General features: G+C 62.3%; 5 protein-coding genes. 1 reads left to right on the forward strand and 4 read right to left on the reverse strand.

Translation table 11 applies throughout. The features are described from left to right. The 3 genes from Q4P21_RS08670 to Q4P21_RS08680 form a co-directional block, all read right to left on the reverse strand. A partial coding sequence (locus Q4P21_RS08670) for a hypothetical protein (RefSeq protein WP_303388385.1) occupies positions 1-229 on the reverse strand: 229 nt, incomplete at its 3' end. A gap of 91 nt (positions 230-320) precedes the next feature. Continuing rightward, entirely contained in the window at positions 321-1,544 is a 1,224-nt protein-coding gene (locus Q4P21_RS08675) for a HAMP domain-containing sensor histidine kinase (protein WP_303388386.1), read from the reverse strand. After that, positions 1,541-2,209: a response regulator transcription factor gene (locus Q4P21_RS08680; protein WP_303388387.1), complete on the reverse strand. Its 669-nt coding sequence runs from the start codon at positions 2,207-2,209 to the stop codon at positions 1,541-1,543. Before Q4P21_RS08680 ends, Q4P21_RS08675 begins: the two co-directional genes overlap by 4 nt. A gap of 74 nt (positions 2,210-2,283) precedes the next feature. Here Q4P21_RS08680 and Q4P21_RS08685 point away from each other — a divergent pair, with 74 nt between their 5' ends. Continuing rightward, positions 2,284-2,751 (forward strand): pyridoxamine 5'-phosphate oxidase family protein, encoded by a 468-nt coding sequence (locus Q4P21_RS08685; protein ID WP_303388388.1) that lies wholly within the window; start codon positions 2,284-2,286, stop codon positions 2,749-2,751. A 21-nt stretch (positions 2,752-2,772) separates the two neighbouring features. Here Q4P21_RS08685 and Q4P21_RS08690 read toward each other — a convergent pair whose 3' ends face one another. Beyond that, on the reverse strand, positions 2,773-3,504 hold the full coding sequence (locus tag Q4P21_RS08690) for a VIT family protein (RefSeq protein WP_303388389.1): 732 nt from the start codon (positions 3,502-3,504) through the stop codon (positions 2,773-2,775). Positions 3,505-3,772 lie beyond the last annotated feature (268 nt).

Below are 3,772 nucleotides of genomic sequence, written 5' to 3' on the forward strand. Positions count from 1 at the left end.
CATCAGTTTGGCCATCCCCTTGGCCCTCTGCAGCACTTTGTGATGGCTGTGTGTCTGAATCTGTGCCTGTGTCATTATTTTGGCTGGTGACGGTGTTCGAGGTCGCTGCATGGCTCGTAGTGGCCATGTCCACTGCCACAGCGGCAATACCGGCCGCGGCCAGGCTCGCTGCGGTGACTGCTGTGGTGATGCGTGTGGCCCACTGCCTGCCACTGATTTGTGCGCTCATGGCCCGCTCCTGTCTTTGCGATGAACAACCCTTCAGTCTCATCATCCACGCTGATTCTTTGCGTTTTCTTAGACCCGGGCTGGCATAGGCTCTATGGCTCCGAGAGCGGCAACACCACCGCCACCACGGCACCGCCGGCCTGCACCGATGGTTCCACCGATATTCTGCCGTGGTGCCGTGCAACAATCTCCGCGACCAGGGCCAGGCCCAGTCCGTAATGGCGTGGCATGCCGGCGTCTGTGGGAATGGGCCTGGCTGAAGCAAATCGCTCGAACGCCCGCTCCGGAGCCTCGGAATCAAAGCCCGGACCGTCGTCGAGAACGCGGATTGATGCGTCCCTGCCCTGCCTGACCACGGCAACTTCGATTCTTGTCTCGGCATGGTCAAGGGCGTTGGCAATCAGCGCCGTGAAGACTCGCCGCAATGCCACCTCCGAGCCGCGGACGCCAACTCGCCCATGGGAACCTGTGCGCGCGATTGCGATGCCCCGTTGATGGGCATCCGGCTCAGCCAACGCAACGGCGTCGTCGGCAAGAAGAGCCACATCCACTGCTGTGTGTTGCACCGCTTCGCGTGGATCCGCTGACAGCAGCAAGTCATCCAGTATCCGGGTCAACATTCTCGAGTCCTCCACCAGCTTGGCCACGCCAGCCGCAACCTCGTCATAGGACTGAGCTACTTCGCCACCATCCAACTTGCGGCGCAGCAGCTGCGCGCGAGTGCTGATCAGCGTCAGCGGAGTCCGCAGTTCATGACTGGCATCAGCCACAAAACGGCGTTGCAGGGCTAGGCTGTCGGCCATCGGTTTCATGGCCCGGCGGGCCATCCAAATCGACAGTGCTGCCGCAAGCACGGTCGAGACAACCCCCGCAATGGTCATGGCCAGCAGCAGCCGGCCCAGTTCTTCACGGCCTTCATGGCTGTCCACGGCTGCCTGTATGACATGCCCATCGTGGTACATGGTCAGAATCACGTACGACTTGCCGTCGATCGTGACGTTGCCCTGCTCCTGTTGCTGCGTCTCGGCAACGCGTTCTATGGCTGCTGCGTCCGGCAGCCCACTCGGAGCATCACGGGAAGTCAACAACTTCCCGCCCCTGCTGATCGTGACGAACACCCCCAACGGGGCATCGGATGGCGAATCGACATGAATGGCATCCGCTAACGACCTGTTGGCCGACTCCTGGACACCGGCCGCCACCATTGAGTAAACCAGCGTGCCCATCAGGACAAGTAGCACAACGATCACGGCCGTGAACTGCAGGGCCAGCCGAAGCGCGGTGCGTCCGAGCTCGGACGAATCCCGGGCCGTCAACTAATTTCCCTCAGCCGGTAGCCCACACCGCGCACAGTCAGAACGCAGGAGCGCCCCAACTTTTTTCGCAGGTAGTGCACGTACGTGTCCACCACGCCTTCGTCGTCGGCGTCGGTGAAGACGCTGTCTATCAAAACTTCGCGGGTAAAGACTTGACGGGGACGGCGGGCAAGGTGCAGCAACAATTGGTTTTCCCGCTCAGAGAGTACGACGACGCGGCCCCCGTCCAGCGCCACGGTGCGGCTTGCGCTCTCCAACAGTCCCCCGGGAAAACGCACAGTGTCAGCCGTGGCCGCATGTCGGCGCAGCAGCGACCTCAGCCGGGCCAAAAGTTCGTCAATGTCAAACGGCTTGCCCAAATAGTCTTCGGCGCCACGGTCGAGTCCTTCAACCCTGTCCGCCGGGTTGCTCAGTGCTGACAAAATCAACGCAGGTGTGGTGACTCCCCTGTCCCGCAGTCTACCCAGCACATCAAGGCCGTCGATGGCAGGGAGCCCGCGGTCCAGCAGCAGCACATCGAAGTGCCAGCTCAGCCCTTCGTGCAGGGCCCGCTGGCCGTCATGGACCACCACCACAGCGTATCCTTCGCTTTCAAGAATTTCCTGCAGCATTGAGGCCAGTCGCACGTCGTCCTCAACCACCAGCACGCAACGTTCATTCGACATGATGTGAAGTATAGGCGCCGTGCCTGCCCGGGCTACCCTGCCGTGCCCACATAAATACCTGTAACCTCGAGCGTATGAACCATATGGAGCGCCCGCGCGTTGACACGTTGGAAAAAGCCGAGTGCTGGGACTTGCTCAAATCCCATGTGATTGGTCGGCTCGCCGTCGTGGTCGATGGGCATCCGGATATTTTCCCGCTCAACTATGCGGTGGGCAACGGCCATGTGGTGTTCCGCACCGCTGGCGGAACGAAGCTCCAGGGAGCCATTGACCAGGCGTTGGTTGCGCTGGAGATTGACGGGTATGACGACCGTAGCGAGCATGCATGGAGCGTCGTGCTGCGAGGAACGGCCAGGGAAATCACGCACCCTGCGGAGGTCTCTGCCGCCAATGCACTTCCGCTGGAGCCGTGGCAGGGAGGGACGAAGGCGCATCTGGTCCGGATCGACTCCCTGAGTTTGAGCGGCCGCCGCTTCCCTGTGACCAAACCGGACATCTGGAAGACTCCCGTGTCCGATCCACGCCGGTCAACCTTCGAATAGACAACATCGCGGTCCCACGGTTCAGCCAACCACGCCGCTGGCCCCCAGCAGGTTTCCGATGATGAACGTGGCAGCCAGCGCAAGCGCACCGCCCACCACCACCCGGACTGCGGCGCGTCCTCGGTTGCTGCCGCCAAGGTAGGCTCCGAGCCACCCGGTCAGCCCCAGTGCCACAATGACGGCCACGAACGTGACGGGAACACGCCAAGACGGGGGCGGAAGCAGGATGGCCAACAGCGGCAGGATGGCTCCCAGCGTGAAGGCCACCGCAGATGCCAGTGCCGCGGACCAGGCGCTGACGACGTCGTCCTGGTCGATGTTCATTTCAATGGAAAGGTGGGCCGACAGGGCATCGTGGGCCGTCAGCTCCTCCGCAACGTTCAGTGCTGTTGCCCGGCTCAACCCTTTTGCCTGGTACATGGCGGCCAGTTCCGCCAGTTCCTCTTCGGGCTGCTCGGCGAGCTCCGTCCGCTCCTTTTCAATCAGCGCGTGCTGGCTGTCCCTTTGGCTGCTGACGGAGACATACTCCCCCAACGCCATGGAGACCGCGCCGCCAACAAGCCCCGCCACTCCTGCCGTCAGGATCGGGCCGGTGCTGGTGCTCACCCCGGCCACACCCACCACAATTGCGGCGACGGAGACAATCCCGTCATTAGCACCTAGAATTCCCGCGCGCAGCCAGTTGAGCCGTTGGGCGAGGTCTGGCCGGTGGGGCTCACCGCCGTGGAACGCCGCTTCCGGCCCCTGGCTCATGCCACACCCTGCGGTGCAGGCACGTCGTTGCAAAGTTTCATCATTTTCCGGCTTCCTTCAAAATTACCGTACACCCGCACGCATGAGTCCCTGGGCAGAGGTTACCGCTCCTTGCGCTTGAGCACCACCGTTCCGTCTGCCTCCACTAAGCTGAGAAGGCGCGAGGGCAGCAAAAAGTCCGGCCATCCGTGGGAAGGATGACCGGACTTTTTCTTTGGTGGAGCTGAGGGGACTCGAACCCCTGACCCCCTGCATGCCATGCAGGTGC

It is taken from the genome of Arthrobacter sp. (assembly GCF_030540645.1).
Taxonomy (GTDB): Bacteria; Actinomycetota; Actinomycetes; order Actinomycetales; family Micrococcaceae; genus Specibacter.

Bases quoted from the DNA above. Each gene is read 5' to 3' on its own strand.
- Q4P21_RS08680 (WP_303388387.1), bottom strand. From the start codon at position 2,209: ATGTCGAATGAACGTTGCGTGCTGGTGGTTGAGGACGACGTGCGACTG.
- Q4P21_RS08685 (WP_303388388.1), top strand. From the start codon at position 2,284: ATGAACCATATGGAGCGCCCGCGCGTTGACACGTTGGAAAAAGCCGAG.
- Q4P21_RS08690 (WP_303388389.1), bottom strand. From the start codon at position 3,504: ATGAGCCAGGGGCCGGAAGCGGCGTTCCACGGCGGTGAGCCCCACCGG.